Source organism: Methanobrevibacter sp. (assembly GCF_045644645.1).
Taxonomy (GTDB): domain Archaea; phylum Methanobacteriota; class Methanobacteria; order Methanobacteriales; family Methanobacteriaceae; genus Methanocatella.
Map to the genome: position 1 here is coordinate 1 of NZ_JAZRHE010000077.1, position 20545 is coordinate 20545.

Genomic DNA, 20545 nt, shown 5'->3' on the forward strand with positions numbered 1-20545 from the left:
ATATATAATATATAATATTATAGGTGATTTTAAATGTGTTCTAGTGGAGGCCCGATGGCCGATATCGATTTGAAAAAATTAAAAACAAAAAAATATCATTGCAAAGACTGTGGAAATTCCTTTAAAGGTCTTGGAAAGAAAGTAGTTTGTCCATCTTGCCAAAGTGACAACGTTGAACTTGCAGAGTAAATTTATTTACTCTTCTTTATTTTTTAATTGATTTTTATGGATATTGATTTTAAAAATGATGAAATACTGTTTCTTGAAGGTGAAACCGGAATTGTCGGAATCGTTAAGGTAGCTTATGAAAATAAAATGTTATTTATAGCAACCCATGACAATGAAGAAATAGTGCAGTTTTTAGAATCTGATGATATAATTGCCGTTTCTAACTTTAAAAAGGATAAAAGAGCCATAAGATCACAGGCTTATTTAAGCAGAGAGGAATCATCTCCCATAGTTATTTTGAATAAAGACCATCCCTCAACCAAACGATTGGAAACCGTTTTATCGATAGGTGAGCGAGTAAACTTGAATTGTAATATCATACCTGGAACACACCCAGAACAGGACGTGCTTTGCTCATGCGACAGTTTATCTGGACTGGAAATAACAAAAACACAAACCGGAGTTAAACTAAATAAGGACTTTGACAACTACACCATAGAACAATTCTAGGATAGATAACATGTTTATTGATTCATTTTATACCTTTTTAGGGCAGTTAGTGGTTTCTGTAGCTATCCTCATTATAATATTATTTATCATTGTCTTAATATTGGGCCTATTGATAGCCAGAAAAAATCAGATTAAGTTTCCCAGATTTGTTTTGTTTGTCGTTGACCTATTATACTCCCCATTTAAAACAATAGCCCGCATGCTAAAATTAGATGAGCATCTGATTGATGACATTGCAATAAAAGTCAGGGATGAAATTAATAAGGAAAAATTTAAGGAGATTCCTGCCGAAAAAACTTTAATTTTTCTGCCCCATTGCCTAAGGCATAGGGATTGTCCTGCAACACTTCAAAAAGAAGGTTTAAATTGCACAGAATGCGGATTATGTTCCATAGGAATTATTAAAAGGAAAGCTGAACCATTAGGATATAAGCTATACATTGTTCCAGGGTCAAGTTTTGTTAAAAAAATAGTTATGGAAAATAAGTTTAAGGCGGTTGTCGGTGTCGCTTGCCATGAAGACCTAAATCAGATGATGATGCTGCTTTCTGATTTTTGCCCTCAGGGAGTTCTGCTTGAAAAAACAGGCTGTTTTGAAACAAAAGTGAATGTTAAAAAAGTGTTTGAAAAAATTGACTCCAAACACCAGCCATAGAAAAACACATATGATTAGATATGAATCATTGCTTGGCGGTAAATTATACAGGCTATACTGGAGTGCTGAGGACTGTGAACTTGATGAAACTGCAGTAGTTTCAGCAGTTTTAAGGTTACATTTTGAGATATGGTGTTTTTCCTTATAATCTTTATTTCCACAATATTTGGTAGTGATATTATAGTTTCCAGTGTTTTTATCAAGGTTTAAAGTACCACACCATCATCATTTGTAACAACAGAATGGTAATCACTTGTTTTATTTTCATCTGTAACTGTTACATTTACGGATTGGTTAACCAATGGTGTTCCATTCTTATCTGTTAGTTTAATTTCAATTGAATCTCATTCATTGATGGTAGAATTGCCCATAAAAGTTAATTTTGCATCTGTTTTTGTAGCATGAAAAAATAAAAAAAATAAGGAGAAAAAAAATAATCTCCTTTCAAATCTGAAAATCACTGTTTTTAATCGCTTTATATTTTAACGTATTACCACGCTGGCTGTTGTGCTTGAAGCACCATATATTTCTGTGCCGGCACATGAGATTGTCGCGGTGTAGTTGCCTGCAGCCAGATTCTTAAGGGATGCGGAAATTCTGCCATTGGCATCAGTCTTTACAGTCTTGTCAATATTGCCTAAAACTAACCTAACTTTAACGCCTGTGAGAAGATTGCCATCAGCGTCATTCAATGTGACATAAAACCTGGTGCTGGATCCTTGTTTTGCGACAATGTCCTTTGCGGTCAATGTGGTTGGAATCTTGTTTACAACCACTTTGGCGGTTGTGCTTGACTTATAATAGGTATCATCGCCGGCATAGGAAATCCTTGCAGTGTAGTTGCCCGGAGCCAATGACACTGTGGAAACGGAAACCCTTCCCTTGCTGTCTGTCTTGACTGTTTTGTTGATGCTGCCCAATACCAGATTGACCTTGGCGCCTGTGATGATGTTGCCGCCTGTATCTTTTAATGTCGCATATAATCTGGAGCTGACGTTATACTCGGCAACAATGTCTTTGGCTGTCAATTCGGTTCCTGTTTTTACCAGGACTTTGGCGGTTGTTTTTGAAGGAGCATAGACACTGTCACCGGCAAATGTGATTACAGCAGTATACTCGCCAACATCCAGATTCTTGGTGGATGCGGAAATCCTACCTTTAGCATCAGTCTTCACAGTCTTATTAATACTACCTAAAACCATATTGACCTTAGCACCAACAACAGGATTACCATCAGCATCAGTCAAGGTAGCATACAACCTGGAACTAACGTTATAGACTGCAGAAACATCATTGGCTGATAAGACAGAGACATCCCTCACAAACACATTCGCAGTGGTTTTAGAAGGAGCATAAAACTCATCACCGGTAAAAGTGATTACAACAGTATAATCACCCACATCCAAATTCTTAGTGGACGCAGAAATCCTACCTTTACTGTCAGTCTTCACAGTCTTATTGATACTACCTAAGACCAGATTGACCTTAGCACCAACAATAGCATTACCATCCGCATCAGTCAAGGTGGCATACAACCTGGAACTGACATTATGGATGGCGGAAACATCATTGGAAGACAGGATACTTTCTAATCTATTTACAGTAACTTTATTCTTATAGGTTTGACCGTTGTAGGTGGTTGTTACATCATAGGTGCCTGGAACCTCAGTTATTTCAAATTTAGCAATACCCTCAGCATCAGTTATTGCTGCAGTTGCTTTTCCATTGATTGTGAAATTGACAACTGCACCTTCACCAACTGCATGGCCATCAGCAGTCACAACCTGAACTGTGAAGTATGATTCACTGCCATAGTCAACAGTGATGTTTTCATTATTGATGATTTTAGAGTCGTCAGCAACGGTGTATACTTTTAGACAAGCAATATAGCCTAAGTCATAAGCATCTTGCCAGGTTTTTCCGTCAAATGAGACAAATGAAATGTTTTGAGTATAATGAACCCTAGTATCCTCTAAAAGAAGGTATGGTACCCAATTTGAGGTTATTGCTGCTTTGAATACATCTCCTTTTTTGATTGGTATGTAACTATCCAATTTGATTGTGTGGTAACCGTAATATGATGATGCACCATCCTGAGTTAATTTTAATTCATCATTGACATAAATCTCAACGGTGTAATTGACACCCTCTTGGTTGAAGTATGTTCCGACACCAGCAATCAAATCATCATCCAATGCTTCAAATACATTCATATAACTTATATTTCCATCACTTGGCTCAGAATTGGAAAGCCATGTAATGTCATATTGATAGTTTTTATTGTATGGCACAGTATTTTCGATTATGGTGGCTGCGGCGTAATTAACGACCATGCCTGGAGTATATGGTATGAGTGATTGGTCATAATATGAAATATAGAAGAATCCCTTGTCTCCCCACTCAGTACCATAACTGTTCTTGACAATCCATGCACCGTCACCAGGAGGTGTGATTAGGAATTTTTCTTTTGGGAAATTATCGTCCCATCCGATAATGGATACTTCATGGTTTCCATTTTCAGGCGCATCGACATAATGTGCATAGGTTTCTGGATTATAATAAGGAGTTTCCGCATCAAATGTGTCTTGCCCGAAAAAGGACACATCCAGAGATCCGTATTTCATGATTGCCAGTTTCATTTGTGTACCGTTAGGGATTTCATTGTTAGGTATGAATATCATATCCTGAACATGGATGTCCTGGCCGGTTGTGATTGGCATTGTAATTTTTCCAAGCTCATCATAGGTATCGGCGTCATATGGAATCGCTCCAAGCCAGCTCAACAGATAACCTGAAGCAGCAAGATTGGCTCCACCTTCAGCTACTTCCAAAGCACCACAAAGGGAATACTTCATCACAGTTTTCATATTATTCATGGAAACGTTAAATGGAATTCCTGTAGCTTTTAATAATGCTGATTCTAATGCGCCGGTCATTCCGAATGTCCAGCAGGCACCCATCCATCCTTGGTTCCTGACTTGTGATACCCATCCCCAGTCACGCAAATCAAATCTGGCCGGAATAGTAGTGACATTAATGGTGTTATTAAGTAATGTTAATTGTAGACCTTCCCCAATCATTATTGTCGCATAATATGTATTGTTTAGTGAGATATCATCGTCATTAACAAAAACATTGCTTCTAGCTATATTGATTTGTTTGTCAAAAACAGAGTAAATCGGGTTTGTATTGTTTTCAAATACTGAATTCCTAATGTCATATGAAGAGTCATATGCATAAATCGCAGATCCTGCACTAGCATTGTTGTTGAAAAACTTGGAGTCATTTATATTTAATGTAGATATATCTAAGAATATTGCTCCGCCATAGGTCGGATAACCTTCAATAACCTCAACACCATCTGAATCGAAAGTACAATTGCTGATTTCAGTTTCTGTAAATGAAAGATAGATTGCCCCTCCATTATAGATGGCGTGAGTGTTTATGAACTCTGTATTGTTAAGCCAGAACTGTCCGCCCAATTGGACATATGCTCCAGCAAACCCTGAGGAGGTGCCCTTAAATTTGGAATCGATTATTGTCACATTACCCTCATTGTCCGGAGCATATCCAGTAATGTCTACATAGACGGCACCTGCATTTTTGGAAGAGGTAGTGTTTATGAATTCACAATTCTTAATGTAGAGTTCACCGCCTTCCCTAAGGCTCATTGCACCTGCAGTTATATTAGCTTTTAGATTAATGAATTTGGAATTGATTATTCTAATTTTGGAACCTACAAGGTATATTGCAGGTGAATATGTGGCTGTGGTATTGGCAAAGGTAATGTTTTCGAGATAGAATCTGGCGCCTGTGGAGCCCATGATTTGACCTGCTTTAGCATATACTTTTGAGGTGATGCATGCATTATAAAGGTTTAGTTTTCCTTTTGCAACTACAACTGATGATCCACCTTCACCCGCATAATTGTCAATGAATTGGGAATTGTTACAGTTAATGGTTTCATCTTCGTAGATTGCTACTGCCCCACCATTTTTACTTGCATAGTTCTCAATGAAAGTGACATTGTTCAATGTTAATAATCCAGTGGTATAGATTGCTCCACCTTTTTCGGCATTACCTCCGGTTAAAATCAAATCGTTTAATGTTACGTTGTTTGCAGTAATGTTGAATATCCTTGAAAGATTATTACCGTTAATCACGCGGCCGTTACCTTTGATGACAAAGTTGTCCCTGCTGATTAAAATTCCAGTGCTGTTGTCAGTGCCGTTGTTGAATTCATAATCACAGTATAAATCCAAATGGTTTTCTGTTGAATCTGCAATAGCTTCCTGCAATTCGGAAAATGTTGGATTTGCAACAGTATATACTTTTAAACATACAATGTAGCCTAAGTCATAGGAATCTTTCATAGGTTCTCCGTCGAAGGATATGAATGACATATTTTGAGTGTAATGTGACCTGACATTGGTTAAGTTAACGGTTGGTGCAGAATCTGAAGTTATCACTGCTTTGAAAACATCGCCTTTCCTAATTGGGATGTATTTGTTTAGCTTGATTGTGCGGTAACCGAAGTATGGTGACACTCCGGTTTGGGTCAATTTCAACTCGTCGTTTACATAAATTTCGACTGTATAATCGATACCCTCCTTCTCGAAGTATGTTCCGACAGCTGCAATCAAATCATCATCCAATGCTTCAAATTCATTCATATAACTTACATTTTGATTGCTTGATTTAAATTCACCCCCCCCATATAAGAGCATATTGGTAATTTTTATTGTATGGTTCGGTATTTTCAACTATTATTGAAGTAGCATAATTTGTCACATCTTTAGAGTTCAGTAATGTCTTATCGTAATATGAAATATAGAAGAATCCATTGTCTCCCCACTCAGTACCATAACTGTTTTTGACAATCCATGCGCCGTTGCCGGGAGGTGTAATCAAGAAGTTGCTTGCATCAAAATTATCGTCCCATCCGATAATTGAAATATCATGAGATGGATTTCTAGATTCATTAACATAATGTGCATAGGTTTCAGGATTATAATAAGGATTTACCTCATCAAATGTTGCTTGCCCGAAAAATGCCGCGTCCAAAGCACCATATTTCATGATTGCCAATTTAAGTAATGTGCCGTCTGGTATCTCCTTGTTAGGTGTGAACATCACATCCTGAATATGGATATCATTCAGGGTTGTGATTACAGGTGAGAGTTTGCCCATTTCATCATAGGTATCCGCATCCTGAGTGAATGCTCCAAGCCAGCTCAACAAGTAAGCTGTGGAAAGAACGTTGGCTCCGCCTTCCACTATAGGGCCACCGTAAATTGAATATTTCAGCATGGTATTCTGCATGTTGTTTTCTGAGAAATCAGTTGTGATGTTTGCGGCTTTCAGCAATGCTGATTCCATGGTACCTGTCATTCCGAATGTCCAGCAGGCTCCCATCCATGCTTGATTTTTAACGGATGAAACCCATCCGTAATCGCGTAAGTCAAAGCTGTCTGGAATGACAGTGGTATTGATTGAATTGTTAAGCAGTACCAATTGCATGCCTTGTCCGGTCATTATAGTTGCATAATATTTATTGTTTGTTGAGACATTCTCGTCATTACTGAAAACATTGCTTTTATCCAAATTGGATTCTCCATCGAAAACAGTGTAGATAGGGTTTGTATTGTTATCAAATATTGAATTTTTGATGTTGTATGAGGTATCGTATGCATATATTGCACTGCCTGCACTTGCCAAATCATTATTGAAAAATTTAAATTCGGTTATATTTAATGTACTCTTATCACAGAATATTGCACCTCCATAGGTTGGATATCCTTCAATAATGCTGACACCATTTGAATCAAAGGTACAATTATTGATTGCAGTATTCGTATGTGAAATGTAAATTGCACCCCCCTCATATTCGGCATGTGAGTTTATGAATTCTGTATTGGTTAAAACGAAATTTCCGCCCAATTGGACATAGGCTCCACCAAATTCAGAATATGTATCCTTAAATTTAGTATCAAGTATGGTTATTGTGCCTGTATATTCATCATCTCCAGTGACATCTGCAAAAATGGCTCCTCCATTTTTAGAAGAGGTGACATTTACAAATTCACAATTTTTAATATATAGTTCTCCACCAGTTTTAGTACTAATTGCACCTGCAGTAATATTGGCTTTTAAATTAACGAATGTGGAATTGATTATTGAAGCTTTAGAAGATTTAAGATATAATGCTGGTGCATAAGATGCACTAATATTGGCAAAAGTAGTGTTTTCTATATAAATTTCAGTTGGTGTAAGTTCAGTGCTTGGTGAAAGGAGAATTTGAGAAGCTTTACCGAAATTTTTTGAGGTTATGTATGAATTGTAAAGCCTCACTTCACTGTCCGCATCAAGAATAGCTGATCCACCTTGAGCATAATTATCAATAAATTTACAATCATTACAAATAAGGATGGTGCCATCTCGAATTGCTATGGCTCCCCCTTGATCCTTTGCATAATTGTTGATGAAAGTAACATTATTTAATGTTATTGTTCCAACAGCACGCATTCCGGCAGCAACCTCATAATTACCGTTGATTAAAATCAAATCATTTAATGTTATATTATTTCAGGTAATGGAGAATATTCTTGATTGGTTGTTTCCATCGATTGTGCGACCGTTACCGTTAAGGACAAAATTATCTTTCTCAATAACAATTCCGCTATCGTCATCGGTTTCGTTGTTGAATTTATAGTCGTGAGTTAAATCCACAACATCTTTACTTTTTATTTCCTCAGTCAAGTTTGTGAATGAATCATCACTTGCCGTGTAGATGTCATTCTGAGTGGTTTTAAGAATATCCGCACTGTCATCAGTTGTGATATCCTCTTGAACCGTTTCTAATATTTCTTTGCTGTCATCACCAATTGCATCGTCGGCGATGTTTTCCGCTGCGCAGACCGCCCCCACTGACATTATCAAAATAAGCATGACAATCAAAATTTTTAAAACCTTCATAATTATCACATATTAATATATGTGAAAAATCGTTATTTAAGCATTTTATATTAGTTTGGATTGATTTAAAAAATATGATATTCAAACAATTACAAAATACAGTTTTTTAGCAAAAAAAATTAATAATATTCATTACAAAATTATAGCCATAATCTAAATTTAGTGAAAAAATGAATGTAAAATTAAACAGTCGGATGAGGCTATTGGTTCTGTTCATCTTGGCGGCCAGCCTGGTAACAATAGCCCAGTCAATTATTACAACAGGTGTCGTTTATCTGATGAGTGACTTTTCAGTCTCATCAACACAGGCACAATGGTCCTATTCAGCATTCCTGCTTGTTGTAGGCGTAATGATTCCGTTAAGCGCGTATATATCCCGAAGATTCAGTGCAAGGACAATATTCTTCTTTTCACTAATCATATTTCTTTTAGGGTCTATCATATGTTATTTTTCAACTTCATTAATCGTATTGATCCTAGGCAGGGTTCTTCAGGGCATTGGAAACGGCATCATAATGCCATATGTCCAGATTTTGCTCTTGAGAACCATTCCTGAAGAGAAATGGCAGACTTATATGGGACTATACGGCTTGGTTATTGCAATAGCTCCCGTTTTAGGTTCTTTCATAGGAGGATTTGTAATAACATTATACGGCTGGAGGGAACTTTTCTCATTTTTCACATATGCCACAATAGTCATTTTGGTTTTAGGCATATTCCTTGTAAAGGACAATACTCCCACTGAAGATTATCCTCTAGACCATTTATCAGTCATATTGTCGGTGATTGGATGTGCAGGAGTGATGCTTGGCTTTACAAACGTTGCGGATTATGGATTTGCACATCATCTAGTAATTTTGCCGATAATCATTGGAATCATAACTTTAATACTATTTATAAAGCGTCAATCAAAATTGGAAAAGCCTTTGATTAACCTGTCCATACTTAAAAACAGGTATTTTCTGGTGGGCACAACATTCATCTGCATTCTCTTTTCATGTTTGAACGGATGTAGTGCACTTATCCCCATATTCATTCAGGGCGTGGCCTACAATTCCGCAATTATTTCCGCCTCCGTGATGCTTCCTGGAGGATTGCTGATAATTGTCTTTAATATAGTGGGCCCATTGCTTACAAACAGGATAGGAATCAAGAAGGTCCTGATTATGGGATGTATTGTTTCCATAATAGGATTTGCAACCATGATGTTCTATACCCAGGATTCCTCCTTTGAATTCATGGCCATAACCCAGTCAATCCGTCTAATCGGTACAGGCCTGGCACTGATGCCTGCAACAACATGGACCTTGACCATGGTGTCCGACAAGGTGGAGGACGGAACTGCAGTAAACAATACTCTAAGGCAGATTTTTGCAGCAATCGGCTCATCAATAGTCGTTGTGATGGTGGCCGTTTTGGCAGGAGGCGCCATAGAACACAATACCTCATCAGTTGTAGCATTCAACCAGACCTCATTGATTCTGGTTGCTTTGCATGTTGTCATGCTTATTTTGGCCATCGCCTATATTGACGATAAGGACAAAATTGAAAGCTGGAATGCAAAAGCCTAATCCTTTGTAATTAATTTCAGTAAATGTCAGAATATTAATATCTTTTTTTAATAAAATGAGAATATATTTCTCACCATTTTTCTTTTTTAACTTTATTCTCAACAAAGTCTAAAAAAATACAGACTTAGGAATTATACAATCAAATAGCATATTCTCACTTTTATTTCAAAAAAAGCAAAATTTTATCGCAATATTTATATGGATTGAGTAATAAAAGTAACTTTAACTCATATGAGTTTCAATTTATTAATTAAATAAAAAATAAAAAAAAAAAGGTGATAAACATGGGTGTAGGAGATATAATAGGAGATGCTATAGCATATCCTTTTAGTAATATTAAAGCATTAGTCTTATATGCAGTTTTAGCCATAATAGCCGGAATTATCGGAGGTGCATCTGTAATCTCACTTGCAGCTTCATTCTCTTCAAAAGGTTTGGCCGGATATACTCTTGGCGGACTGACTATTGTTGGAATTATTGTTTTTGTTATTGTACTGTTCTTGATTGAAGGGTATGGTTTAGACATTATAAAATTCGGTATTGAAAGAAGAGCTGACAGTCCTGGAATAGACTTCGGAAGACAGGTCTCAAATGCTTTCAAATTAATTGTTGTTAGCATTGTATATTACATTATTCCTGCAATTATTATTTTCGTTTTAGGTCTTTTCCTTAGAGACTGGATACTTACCATAATCAGTATAATCTTAGTCATCGTATTTGCTTTGGCTAACTTTATGGCTAAATGTAGATTAGCAAAAACTGATAATTTAGGTGATGCTTTAGCTATTGGAGAAGCTATTGGAGACATTTCCAGAGTAGGATTAGGTAAAATAATTGCAACTGTTCTTGTCATTTTCGTTATCTTAGTAATCGTTGCAGTTATTCTCGTATTCATTGCTAACTGGAATAGTACCATTGGTAGTGTTTTATTAGGTATTTTCTCAGTTTACTTTGTATTCTTCTACAATAGAGCTATTGGTTTATTATACTCTGAAGCAGCATAATCGAACCAATCTTTTTTCTTTTTTTCTTTTTTTATCAAAAAATGAATATCTAAACTTTTTTTAGAAAAACACGTTAAGTTTCTAAGTGAAACCAAAATCAATTCAAATCAGGTGTCTGGTTTTAAAAATAAGATGAAAAAAAGTTTATTGTAAAAATAAACTCTTTCTAATTGTTATTCAGTGCGTTCCGGCAAGAAAGGAATTATTGATTGGGCCAATTTGGATATAGGCATTGTTTGAATCCACACTTTACCCGGTCCGGTTAATCTTGAGAAGAACAGTCCTTCTCCAAACAATATATTTTTAGCTCCCTTGACTCTTTCAATGTCAAACTCAACGCTTTCTTCCATTGCGGCAATGTGGCCCGGATCCACCAACACTTTTTCTCCAGGAGCCAAGTCCTTTTCAATGACCTCCCCATCAATTTCTAAAAATACCATACCGGTTCCGGTGAATTTCTGAAGGATGAAACCTTCACCACCGAATATCCCGGTTCCAAGCTTATTCCTAAAGTATATGTCAACATCGACACTTTCTTCAGCTGCTAAAAAGGCATTTTTCTGACCGATAATTGTATTTGACCCATTCAATCTTATAGGCATGATTTTTCCAGGAGTGCATGATGAAAATCCAATTTGCTCTCCGTCGGATTCAGCAGTGAAGAAATTTAAAAACACTGTGTCTCCGGCCAATGCTCTTCCAAGCCCTTTCAATAAGCCTCCACCAGTATTAGTATCCATGTTCATGCCTGATGTCATGAATGCCATTGATCCTGTTTCATTTTTCATTGTCTCTCCCTTTTGTAATGTGCATATTACAATAGGAAAAGCACCACCTTTTACTTCATATTCCATTTTAAATCACCTAAAATATTTATTACCAATGCCCTCCCAATAAAATTAATTGGAAATGATGCCGTCACGGTAATTATCTACTTAAAGACATGTAATATTTATATTAATGATTTATTAAATAATTATTTATTTTTTCAATTCCTAAAATATTAATAGTTATTATAATATAAACATTAATTGGTGAACATATGGAAATATTTGCTAGTACTTTGTTTCAATTATCCATAGTAATTATTATCTTTCTGGTTTTAACCATTTTAGGCAAGGTCATTTACCATACATTAAAAAATAAGTATGGAAACTCCATAAATATCCATGAATTATTGCCGGAAGATGAGGTTCATACTTTAATACAGGTTTATTATTTGATTTTGATGGCATTGTGTGTTGTAAATATTTTCTATTCCATTATGGTTTCCGGAAACGATTTGTATTATTTTGGAATATTTGACATTGCGCTTTCACTATACTTTGCAATCACATTGGATATGAGTACTTGGAAAAATAGAGTTGTCTGGCTGATATTGATTCCATATGGATCTTTAGTCTATCCATTATTCGGCCTCAGTTTAGTGATTTTAGCAGATTTCCTTCATGCTTTCATCTTTATATACATCGCAAAGCTTAACCTCGATAAATTTGTAGAATATACTAATTCAAACGCTTTGGGGATAACTATAATATTGTTATTTGCAGTAATTTTCGCAGGGTTTTTCATAACACAATATGCTGAAGGCGAGAATGCCTTAGATTCCCTTGTAATTGTTTCCAATCAATTTACAGGCAATGGATATTCTGTTTTTGGAGATACCATACCCGGCAAAATGAATAGTTTATTGCTGGTTTGGGGAGGATATATCCTTTCCGGAGTAGGTGCTGCAACATTAACGGCTGCGCTTCTAATTAGGCATTTCAACAAGAGATTTGAAGAATTAATAGAATTGATTGAAGAAGGTGAGGAAGAATAATGGGCATCAAATGGATATTTATTACTATTTTCCAAATATTGGTTGCGATTGGAGTTTTCGCTGCTTTAGTGTATATTGTCAAATATATTGTTAATAAAGGCAGGTTAATCGCTCGTTTTAAAAGGTCTAGGCTTTCAAATCCTCAAGAATATTTCCCTTCTGATGAGGTATTCTTATTAAAGCAGGTTTTTTACTTGATAGTGATATTGGTCATTATCATGATCTGCCTATATCTGACCTTTGACTGGAACGAAGGTTTTTATTTCGTATATCTTTTGGATATTATTGTTTCCCTATATCTTGCTCTTAGAATGGACAAGGATTCCCTAAAAGATAAAGTGTTATTGTTTCTTTTAATCCCATTCGGTTCTATAACAGGATTATTGTTTGGAGACAGCATTGTTGTTTTATTGGATTTGACCCATATTATCGGATATTTGTATTTCATTAAAGTTTACTTCCGTAAATTTGTTGAATATACTGAAAATAACGGATTGGGAATAACCATAATATTGTTATTTGCAATAATACTCGTTAGTTTTTTATTTACCCTTGTTGTTGAAAACGTTTCTCCTATGGACTCCATAACAATGGTTTCCAATGCATTCACAAGCAACAGCTTTGATGCTTCAGGAAAAAACATAATAGGTAAACTTAATTCGTTGGTATTGGCATGGAGCGGTTTCATATTATCCGGTGTCGGTACGGCCACTTTGGCTGTTTCAATAGTAAATGAACATGTTGACCGCAAATTCGCTAAAGTGAACGATCTAATTAAAAAGAAAAAAGAAGAGAAGTAACATCCAGCGGCAACACCTGACAACTAAAAAATTCAGACCCCCCACACCTAATAGTTATATTAAAAACTCTTAGAATTAAAAAAAAAACAGAATAATAATTTAATGGTTTATTCAATTATTATTGTCTCATTGTATTTTTGTGTGTTTCCGTTGCTGTCTTTGAACTCTATTGTTATCTCGTGTTTTCCGAGGAATTTTTCAATGATTTCGAAGATTGCCCTTGACAGATTGTCATCCACATCGCCGTCGAATACCTGTGTGCCGTCAACATATACCTTCAGATGCCCGTTTGTGAGGTTAAGTTTGAAAAGGTCCATCAATGCTTTGAGATTGAATGCAACGGATTGGCATATTATTTTCATGTCGGATGCACTATATACCGTGTATACGTGACTTGATTGGGAGTTGTAACTTGATGGTATCTTATTTCCAGCTGAGATGTCATTTATGCACGGCATTATCTTTATCATCGTTGGCATCATGCTGTATTAATGGCAAAATTAGCATATATTTGTTTTCAAATGAAATGTGAATACTGAATAATTTGTACAAAAATAAGTAAAGTATGAATAAATTTTATTAAAAAATAAAGAGGATGGTTAATCAATATCCAACCATATTTTTCTCACAATCCCCATGCAAGCCATTAATGAGAATCCCATGCCAGCAAGTATTTCAACACCCGAATCTCTGTAAACGCATTACCTGAAGTATTCTGCTTGATTTTGACTTACTAATCATTCATAATATCTCATAAAATCATCAGATTCGGGAGTTTCTTCAAACTCTTTTATAAAAGCCTTCAAATCATTGATGAATTCCTCTTTCCTTTTATCCAAATCTTCAATTTGAGAATAATCTTTCTTAATGGTTAAATTCATTATTATATCATCGGTTTCAAGGGTGATTTCAGGATATAATTCATCTAAAAAATCATCCATATTATCCTCTTCCAAGTTCCTGATGTGCTCTTGCCAAGTGCCCCGCTGCAAGTGCACCAAGAAGAGATAATTCTCCAGCCAAAACAGTACTTGCAACAATTTCTGCAAATTCGCGAGCCTTGCCGGAACCTGCAACACCCAATATCTCTAATCCTTCATGAGCCACTTCCAAGCTGGTTCCCCCACCAACAGTAGCTACAGGCAAATCAGGCAAGTTGACTGAGAAATACAAATCACCGTTTCTGCTTTCAGCTGTAGTGATTCCAAGAGAACCTTCAACAACATGAGCGGCATCCTGACCGGTTGCCAAAAATATCGCTGCAACCATATTTGCATAATGGGCATTATATGCCATGCTGCCTGAAGCTGCAGAACCGATTAAATTTTTTGCGATGTTTACTTCAACAATTACCTCTGCAGTTGTTTTAAGTTTTTTAGATACGATATCCTTAGGTATTAAAATATCTGCCACAACGCTTTTGCCTCTTCCTTCAACAATGTTTATGGCCGCCGGTTTCTTATCAACGCAGACATTACCGCTTAATGCAAGGTGTGTGGCAGTTGTTTCATTTGCCAGTTTATCCAGAATTTTTTCTGTTGCAATTGTTACCATATTCATACCCATACTGTCACCGGTAGAGTAAACAAAACGTGGATAAACATAATTTCCAACAATTAGGATAGGATCAATTTTTATTAATTTGCCGTGGGAAGTTGTACTTTCGGCGATTTCCTTAAGCTCCTGGAAATTATCTACAAACCATTGCTTGATTTTAAAAGCGTCACCTGCATTTTCACATTTAATGGCTGGTGCTCTTGTCATGATATCAGAAATGACCCTTGCACTTGCACCGCCTGATGCGGTGATAGTTGATGCACCCCGGTTTATTGACGCAACAAGAGCCCCTTCGGAAGTTGCGAGTGGAACAAATACTTCCCTTCTGCAGTATTCCCCATTGATTTTTAAAGGGCCCGCAATACCCATCGGAAGTTGAAGAACACCAATTGAATTTTCAATATTTCTTGCAGATGCCCTTTCCATATCAAGAGTGTAATTGGAAATATTGTCCAATTTAATATCATATTTCTGCTCTAAAAATTGTCTTCTGATATCGGTTGCATCTTTGGCGCTGACCAACTTGTCAACCTGATATAATTTCAATTCGCCTTTTGATAGTTTATCAATAATTTCCTGATTTGTCATTACATAACCTTTTTAAGTAAATCTACAATTTCAGACGGTTTTTTAGCTACTTCAACGCCAGCTTCATTTAAAGCTTTTGTTTTACTTGCTACAGTACCTGAATTTCCTTGAATAATGGCTCCAGCATGACCCATTCTTTTGCCTGGTGGTGCGGTTCTTCCTGCAATATATGATACAACAGGTTTTGACATGTCTTCAGCAATGAATTTACCTGCTCTTTCTTCTGCAGTTCCCCCTATTTCACCGATTAGGACAACAGCATCAGTTTGGTCATCTTTTTCAAATCTTTTTAAAATATCAACATAGTTGTCTCCTGTAACAGGGTCTCCACCAATTCCCACTGCTGTACTTTGACCAATTCCTGCATTTGTAAGTTCACTAGCTATCTCATAAGTTAAAGTACCACTTCTTGAAATAACACCCACATTACCTTCCGAAAAGATATGTGTAGGCATGATACCTAATTTGCCAACACCCGGAGAAATAATTCCGGGAGTGTTCGGACCAATTATGGTGGTTCCCATCTGTTTTGCATATGCCATTATTTTCATACTGTCATGAACAGGAATATGCTCAGAAATAATAACAACCAAATCCAGATGCATTATTGCTTCAAATGCAGCATCTTTTGCAAATCTTGCAGGCACAAAAATAATTGAAGAATTAATATCCACTTCTTCTTTTGCTTCTTCTATAGAATTAAAAATTGGAACTCCCAAAAAGTCCTGACCACCTTTTCCAGGAGTGATACCTGCAGTAATATTAGTATTGTATTTTACCATTTGTTCTGTATGGAATGAACCTTGTTTTCCGGTTATTCCTTGAACTAAACATTTTGTATCCTCGTTTAATAAAATCATAATAAATAACTCCTATCTTAAAATTCTAGTCTTATTTTCAAATGGAACTGCCAAATCTATTACGTTTCCATTCATGAATGCAGTAGCAGAAAATATAACGCTACCGGGCAATACATTACAAGTTGTTCCTCTTTTAACTAAATAAGTATTCTTATTTCCAAGTGCAGCACCAATCATTGCACCGGCTATCACACCAACGGATTCGATATCTTCAACAGTTGCAACAACAACTGGATCATCGGTTTCCGGTGAAACATACCCTACACCAGGTATTTTTCTAGTTTCAGGTTTAATATAATCTGACACATCCGTTAAATTTTTCATGCCTTTTGCTGCATCGATAGCAGAGTTTGCAACATCACCAACAAATGGTTCTCCCCCATATGTGTCAAAACCCAAAACAATAGCATCCGGATATCTATCAGGCCTAATGCTGGCTTCAGCATAAGAAACTCCTTCACCAGCCCCTTCGGGAGTTGATGAAATGCCGGATAAATCCCCCAAATTTTCTGCACTTAACTTCAAAAGATTAACAATACCCTCATTGACAGGTTCAAGCAAATCATCTTCGACAAATGCACTAACGACAACATCATCCCCAGTGACATTTGTTAATGCAACATCTCTTGCACCTAGTTCTTTAACTCTATAAAGGTTTTTTTCAATAGTTTCTACTAGCATTGAACTGCAGGACACATCATTTTTTGATATATCCGCACCCATAGCCGTAATTTTCAAAATAACACCTTGTATACTTGAATTTGTAAATTAATAAAATATTATATTTTATTGTAATTTATTATGTTATTCATAATTAATAAGTTTTAACGGTTTAAATCTCTGGATATGAATGTAAAGAAAATTTAATAAATGACAATGCTCATAATAAATAGTAATGTATTCACAAACTAAAATTGCAATTCCAATTTTCCAGGAAAAATGCGAAAATGTTATTGAAATAGCTAGAGACTGCATTGATAAGGGAGCGGACGTATTAGAATTTAGAATTGATGCATTGAAAAACCCCGATATTGATGAAATAAAAAACACCATTGAAGAGATTGACTTTCCAATGATAGCTACCAATAGAATTGATTCTGAAGGAGGGTCATTTAAAGGTTCTGAAGAAGAGAGAATCAACATACTATACGAATGTGCACCTTTAGTTGATTATGTGGATATCGAACTTCAAAGCAATGACGAATATATTAAGAAAATCCATGACACCGGCGTTACAACCATTGTTTCCTATCATGATTTTGAAAAAACCCCCGGATTGGACGAAATCACATACATTGTTGAAAAGGAACAGGAACTTGGAGACATTGCAAAAGTCGCTTTTATGCCACAGAATTTGGAAGATACATTGACCATCCTTGCTGTTCTCTCACATTGTGAAAACACAATCGCCATTTCAATGGGGGATTTGGGAAGCTATACAAGAGTCATGGCATCCAAATTTGATTCACCAATCACCTTTGCAGCGGGAAGGGATGCCACAGCACCGGGGCAGATTGACATCGAAACGATGAAAGCCTTGCTGAACATGGATTTGAATATAATGGACTAGTGGTCAAAATGGCTAAAAAGACTATTTTAGCTATAGTAATAATAATTTTAATTTTATCTCTTTTTGCAGTATTTTTAACATCAACCTGCAGTGTGAATCTGTTCATTGAGGGGGCCGGCGTTGAAGTTGAAACACATGCCATGAATCCCAACATTGATGTGAAAAGTTTAAACAATGAAATTTGTGGCTACACTTTAGATTCGATGAATGATACAACTTCAAATATCACCACATTAAAAAGCGGAATTAACGATATTTGCAGCAGATATGGCTTGAAAAACCCTAAAATCAGTGTGGATTCAAGCATTGGCAAAGACCAAATTCCGGTCATCGTTTACGTTGACGGAACATCTATGCTTCCAACCCTACAGGATGGGCAAAAAGTCCTTTTAAACAAATCCAAAGACATCCATGTTGGGGATATAGTTGTTGCCGATTCCGATGAATACGGCGGCATCATCAAAAGAGTTGGGGATATTGACGGAGATAATATCTATCTAGAAAGTGACAACAAAAACGTGAGACACGAATATAAAAACGGAGTATTGTATGAAGTTAAAGGGATAACAACATGGGTTGATATCTCTGACATCAATGGTGTGGTTATTTCTTATTGATAGATAAAAAAAAGGGAGGAAATAATGTAGACTACATTATTTCCATTGTGCCATACGATATAGGAATGATTTACACGGCATCATCCCCTTCTTCACCGGTTCTAATTCTTATAACATTATCCATCGGATAAATGAATATTTTTCCATCCCCGATGTTTCCGGTGTGAGCACCTTCTTTAATTGCATTAACAATAGTGTCAACACCTTCATCCTTTACAACGATTTCTATGCGTGTTTTTGGAATTAAATCAATGCAATAGCTTGATCCCCTATAGGACTCTTTAATTCCTCTTTGACTTCCCCTACCTTTAACTTCGGATACATTCATACCTTCGCATCCTACAGCCAAAAGGGCATTTTTGACATCCGTATATTTTTCTTGTCTAATAATTGCAACAACACTTTTCATAAATTACACCTAGTTAAAATTATATGCTGATTCCTCATGAAGATTTGTGTCAAGCCCACCGACCTCTTCATATTCTTCAACTCTAATACCGTTCATTGCCTTGTCTAATATTTTAGCAAATATGAAACTTAATGTGAATGAATATATTAAAGTAGCAACTACACTTATAAGTTGTATTACAACCTGATTGGCGTTTCCTGCTATTAATCCTGCAGTTCCACCTATTGCAGGTACTGCAAAGATTCCTGTTGCTATTGCACCCCAAACACCAGACATTCCATGTATTCCCCATACATCTAAAGCATCGTCATATCCAAGTTTTGGTTTTAGGAAATAGATTGCAAAGTATGATACGAATGGAGCCACTGCACCAATGACAAGTGCTCCTGGCACATCAACAAATCCTGCTGCAGGAGTAATAGCTACAAGTCCAGCCACTGCACCGGATATTGCGCCTAATACTGTTGGTTTCCCAACAACATATGTATCTAAGGCAGTCCATACAATCAAACCTAATGCTGCAGCAACATTTGAAACTATAATGGCGTTTGCTGCAAGCCCATCTGCTGCAAGACCTGATCCTCCATTGAATCCCATCCATCCAAACCATAGTAATGCTGCACCAAGTACCGCATATCCGAGGTTGTGTGGAATTAATGAAGTGTCTTTTCTTTTACCTAATACTAATGCGACAGCCAATGCGGCTGCTCCAGAGTTCATATGAACTACTGCACCTCCTGCGAAGTCAAGAGCACCCATTTCCATTAACCATCCGCCTCCCCATACCCAGTGAGCAACTGGGATATACACGAGACAAATCCATGCAATTACGAAAATTATCCATGCTTTTGTTTTCATCCTTCCAACCAGTGCTCCTGAAATAAGAGCGACGGTTAAACCTGCAAAAGCGCACTGGAACATTACGAACAATAATGTTGGTATTGTTCCGTTCAAATCATCTAAAGCAATTCCCTGTAAAAAGAAATTGCTTGGAGATCCGATTAGACCCCATACATCACTGCCGAAAGCAAATTGATAACCGAAAATTACCCATAATACACTTACTATTGAAAATGCTATAAAAGTTAAAAATATAGTATTTAAAACATTTTTACGTTTACTTAATCCTCCATAAAAAAATGCGACCGCAGGGATACTCATTAATAAAACTAAAAGGCTACATACAAGAATCCATGCTGTGTCACCTGCACTAAAAACGACCATTTTATCTTATCTCTTAAATTTGAATTGTATCTTTATAAATTTAACACCGGCAAAAATTGTCGGAAATAATATGTCGGAAATATTGTTCCGATATATAGTAATTAATCATCATAGTATATAAATGTTATGGAAAAATACGGAAAAAAAGTGAAAAATAAAATTTGATGAACAAAATTTAATATAAAATAAAAATAATCTAAAAATTATTCAAAAAA

Annotated in this window: 21 protein-coding genes; 10 read left to right on the plus strand and 11 right to left on the minus strand. The window is 36.2% G+C overall.

What is annotated here, in order from left to right; genetic code table 11:
- Positions 1-33 precede the first annotated feature (33 nt).
- Genes ACKI4K_RS04410 through ACKI4K_RS04425 form a run of 4 tightly spaced genes read left to right on the plus strand, consistent with a single transcriptional unit; the run spans position 34 to position 1481 of the window.
- Entirely contained in the window at positions 34-189 is a 156-nt protein-coding gene (locus tag ACKI4K_RS04410; protein WP_165814026.1) for a hypothetical protein, read from the plus strand.
- A 36-nt stretch (positions 190-225) separates the two neighbouring features.
- Positions 226-678 (plus strand): hypothetical protein, encoded by a 453-nt coding sequence (locus tag ACKI4K_RS04415; protein ID WP_407422675.1) that lies wholly within the window; start codon positions 226-228, stop codon positions 676-678.
- 10 nt (positions 679-688) lie between these two features.
- Positions 689-1333: a DUF116 domain-containing protein gene (locus tag ACKI4K_RS04420; RefSeq protein ID WP_407422677.1), complete on the plus strand. Its 645-nt coding sequence runs from the start codon at positions 689-691 to the stop codon at positions 1331-1333.
- The gene (locus ACKI4K_RS04425; RefSeq protein WP_407422679.1) at positions 1302-1481 is read left to right on the plus strand and encodes a hypothetical protein; all 180 of its coding nucleotides are present in this window, start codon (positions 1302-1304) and stop codon (positions 1479-1481) included. The genes ACKI4K_RS04420 and ACKI4K_RS04425 overlap by 32 nt, the downstream gene beginning before the upstream one ends.
- Before the next feature lie 334 nt (positions 1482-1815).
- Here ACKI4K_RS04425 and ACKI4K_RS04430 read toward each other — a convergent pair whose 3' ends face one another.
- The 3 genes from ACKI4K_RS04430 to ACKI4K_RS04440 are packed head-to-tail and all read right to left on the minus strand — an operon-like array spanning position 1816 to position 8308.
- A complete protein-coding gene (locus tag ACKI4K_RS04430) occupies positions 1816-6060 on the minus strand; it encodes an Ig-like domain-containing protein (RefSeq protein ID WP_407422681.1) in 4245 nt (1414 codons plus the stop codon).
- Positions 6038-7897 (minus strand): C1 family peptidase, encoded by a 1860-nt coding sequence (locus ACKI4K_RS04435; protein ID WP_407422683.1) that lies wholly within the window; start codon positions 7895-7897, stop codon positions 6038-6040. The genes ACKI4K_RS04430 and ACKI4K_RS04435 overlap by 23 nt, the downstream gene beginning before the upstream one ends.
- 21 nt (positions 7898-7918) lie before the next feature.
- A complete protein-coding gene (locus tag ACKI4K_RS04440; RefSeq protein WP_407422685.1) occupies positions 7919-8308 on the minus strand; it encodes a hypothetical protein in 390 nt (129 codons plus the stop codon).
- 170 nt (positions 8309-8478) lie between these two features.
- Between ACKI4K_RS04440 and ACKI4K_RS04445 the strand changes: the two genes are divergently transcribed.
- Positions 8479-9879 (plus strand): MFS transporter, encoded by a 1401-nt coding sequence (locus ACKI4K_RS04445; protein WP_407422687.1) that lies wholly within the window; start codon positions 8479-8481, stop codon positions 9877-9879.
- A gap of 284 nt (positions 9880-10163) precedes the next feature.
- Positions 10164-10883 (plus strand): DUF4013 domain-containing protein, encoded by a 720-nt coding sequence (locus ACKI4K_RS04450; RefSeq protein WP_407422689.1) that lies wholly within the window; start codon positions 10164-10166, stop codon positions 10881-10883.
- Between the two features lie 173 nt (positions 10884-11056).
- Here the strand turns inward: ACKI4K_RS04450 and ACKI4K_RS04455 are convergent, their stop codons facing one another.
- Positions 11057-11737 carry a TIGR00266 family protein gene (locus tag ACKI4K_RS04455; protein ID WP_407422691.1) on the minus strand — a complete coding sequence of 227 codons (681 nt, stop codon included), beginning with the start codon at positions 11735-11737 and terminating at the stop codon, positions 11057-11059.
- A gap of 188 nt (positions 11738-11925) precedes the next feature.
- On the opposite strand from ACKI4K_RS04455, the gene ACKI4K_RS04460 reads away from it, so the two are divergent.
- Complete coding sequence (locus ACKI4K_RS04460; protein WP_407422693.1) at positions 11926-12705, plus strand: hypothetical protein; 780 nt, start codon at positions 11926-11928, stop codon at positions 12703-12705.
- Positions 12705-13505 (plus strand): hypothetical protein, encoded by an 801-nt coding sequence (locus ACKI4K_RS04465; RefSeq protein WP_407422695.1) that lies wholly within the window; start codon positions 12705-12707, stop codon positions 13503-13505. The genes ACKI4K_RS04460 and ACKI4K_RS04465 overlap by 1 nt, the downstream gene beginning before the upstream one ends.
- A 107-nt stretch (positions 13506-13612) precedes the next feature.
- On the opposite strand, the gene ACKI4K_RS04470 is transcribed toward ACKI4K_RS04465, so the two are convergent.
- From ACKI4K_RS04470 to ACKI4K_RS04490, 5 genes are all read right to left on the minus strand, one after another.
- A complete protein-coding gene (locus ACKI4K_RS04470; protein ID WP_407422697.1) occupies positions 13613-13975 on the minus strand; it encodes a hypothetical protein in 363 nt (120 codons plus the stop codon).
- A gap of 267 nt (positions 13976-14242) precedes the next feature.
- On the minus strand, positions 14243-14446 hold the full coding sequence (locus ACKI4K_RS04475) for a hypothetical protein (protein WP_407422699.1): 204 nt from the start codon (positions 14444-14446) through the stop codon (positions 14243-14245).
- Position 14447: 1 nt separating this feature from the next.
- Complete coding sequence (hmgA, locus tag ACKI4K_RS04480; protein ID WP_407422701.1) at positions 14448-15650, minus strand: hydroxymethylglutaryl-CoA reductase (NADPH); 1203 nt, start codon at positions 15648-15650, stop codon at positions 14448-14450.
- The gene (gene sucD / locus ACKI4K_RS04485; RefSeq protein WP_407422703.1) at positions 15650-16510 is read right to left on the minus strand and encodes a succinate--CoA ligase subunit alpha; all 861 of its coding nucleotides are present in this window, start codon (positions 16508-16510) and stop codon (positions 15650-15652) included. Before sucD ends, hmgA begins: the two co-directional genes overlap by 1 nt.
- 12 nt (positions 16511-16522) lie before the next feature.
- The gene (locus ACKI4K_RS04490) at positions 16523-17248 is read right to left on the minus strand and encodes a hypothetical protein (RefSeq protein WP_407422705.1); all 726 of its coding nucleotides are present in this window, start codon (positions 17246-17248) and stop codon (positions 16523-16525) included.
- A 157-nt stretch (positions 17249-17405) separates the two neighbouring features.
- Here ACKI4K_RS04490 and aroD point away from each other — a divergent pair, with 157 nt between their 5' ends.
- Together aroD and ACKI4K_RS04500 are read left to right on the plus strand one after the other, a co-directional pair.
- The gene (aroD, locus tag ACKI4K_RS04495; RefSeq protein WP_407422707.1) at positions 17406-18080 is read left to right on the plus strand and encodes a type I 3-dehydroquinate dehydratase; all 675 of its coding nucleotides are present in this window, start codon (positions 17406-17408) and stop codon (positions 18078-18080) included.
- An 8-nt stretch (positions 18081-18088) separates the two neighbouring features.
- Positions 18089-18697, plus strand: coding sequence for a S24/S26 family peptidase (locus ACKI4K_RS04500; protein WP_407422709.1), 609 nt, complete (start codon positions 18089-18091; stop codon positions 18695-18697).
- A 70-nt stretch (positions 18698-18767) separates the two neighbouring features.
- Here the strand turns inward: ACKI4K_RS04500 and ACKI4K_RS04505 are convergent, their stop codons facing one another.
- Positions 18768-19106 (minus strand): P-II family nitrogen regulator, encoded by a 339-nt coding sequence (locus ACKI4K_RS04505; protein ID WP_406531632.1) that lies wholly within the window; start codon positions 19104-19106, stop codon positions 18768-18770.
- Positions 19107-19115: 9 nt separating this feature from the next.
- On the minus strand, positions 19116-20330 hold the full coding sequence (locus ACKI4K_RS04510; protein ID WP_407422711.1) for an ammonium transporter: 1215 nt from the start codon (positions 20328-20330) through the stop codon (positions 19116-19118).
- Between the last annotated feature and the right edge of the window lie 215 nt (positions 20331-20545).